Source organism: Arthrobacter sp. E3 (assembly GCF_017353415.1).
Taxonomy (GTDB): Bacteria; Actinomycetota; Actinomycetes; order Actinomycetales; family Micrococcaceae; genus Specibacter.
The window spans coordinates 1-1,132 of sequence record NZ_JAFMPX010000085.1; the positions used below are offsets into that span (position 1 = coordinate 1).

The 1,132-nt window shown below is 63.3% G+C and carries 1 protein-coding gene; it reads right to left on the minus strand.

Going from position 1 to position 1,132, the window contains the following annotated elements:
- Window positions 1-6: 6 nt before the first annotated feature.
- The coding region (gene manB, locus JMA46_RS16720; protein WP_207346476.1) for a phosphomannomutase/phosphoglucomutase at window positions 7-1,132 on the minus strand (1,126 nt) is incomplete at its 5' end.

Below are 1,132 nucleotides of genomic sequence, written 5' to 3' on the forward strand. Positions count from 1 at the left end.
GGGCTGTTATCTGCGCACGAGTTCAAGGACGTGGTCGCGGACATCTGCCATGGTGACGATGTCCAGGGCTTCGGCGTTCAGGCGAAGGAACGGTTCGGTGTTGGAGGCGCGCAGGTTGAACCACCAGGAACCGTCCTTGGCTGTGAACGTGATGCCGTCGAGTTCGTCGATGATGACGTCCTCGCGCGTGTAGGCGGCGCGGACCCTTTCCACGGCGGCCGGGACGTTAGCCAGTTGGGAGTTGATCTCCCCGCTGGAGACGTAGGGCTCGTATTCGCGGCCGAGATCGGAAAGTGTGCCGTCCTGCTCGCCCAAGGCAGCCAGAACGTGCATGGCGGCGAGCATGCCGGTGTCTGCGTTGAAGAAGTCGCGGAAGTAGTAGTGGGCCGAGTGTTCCCCGCCAAAGACGGCGCCTTCGGCTGCCATGGTGGCCTTGATGAAAGAGTGGCCCACGCGCGTGCGCACGGCACGGCCGCCGTCGTGGGCGATCAGTTCAGGTACGGCGCGGGAGGTGATGAGGTTGTGAATGACGGTGGGGTGTTCCTCGCCGAGGGCCTGGACCCGGGCAATTTCACGCCGCGCAACCAGTGCCGTGACGGCCGACGGCGAGAGCGGGTCGCCCTTTTCATCGATCACGAAGCAACGGTCTGCATCGCCGTCGAATGCCAGGCCGATGTCTGCCCGGTGCTTGACGACGGCGGCCTGCAAGTCACGCAGGTTCGCCGGCTCGAGCGGGTTGGCAGGGTGATTGGGGAAGGTGCCGTCAAGCTCAAAGTACAGCGGCACAATCTCAAACGGCAGGCCTGGCAGGAGTGTATCGCCCAGCACCGCTGGAGTGGTCATGCCCGCCATGCCGTTGCCGGCGTCGACAACGACTTTCAGCGGGCGCGAGCTGGAGAGGTCAACAAGATTGCGCAGGTAGTGTGCGTAGTCCTTCAGGACGTCTGCTTCACCGATCTCTCCTGTGGTGCCAACCGGAATACCGTCTGCCAGGTAGGTTTGGGCCAGGTCGCGGATCTGAATCAAACCGGTTTCGGAGGACAGCGGAACAGCGCCGGCACGGGTCATCTTCATGCCGTTGTACTCGGAAGGGTTGTGGCTGGCGGTGAATACCACCCCTGCAGCGTTCAGG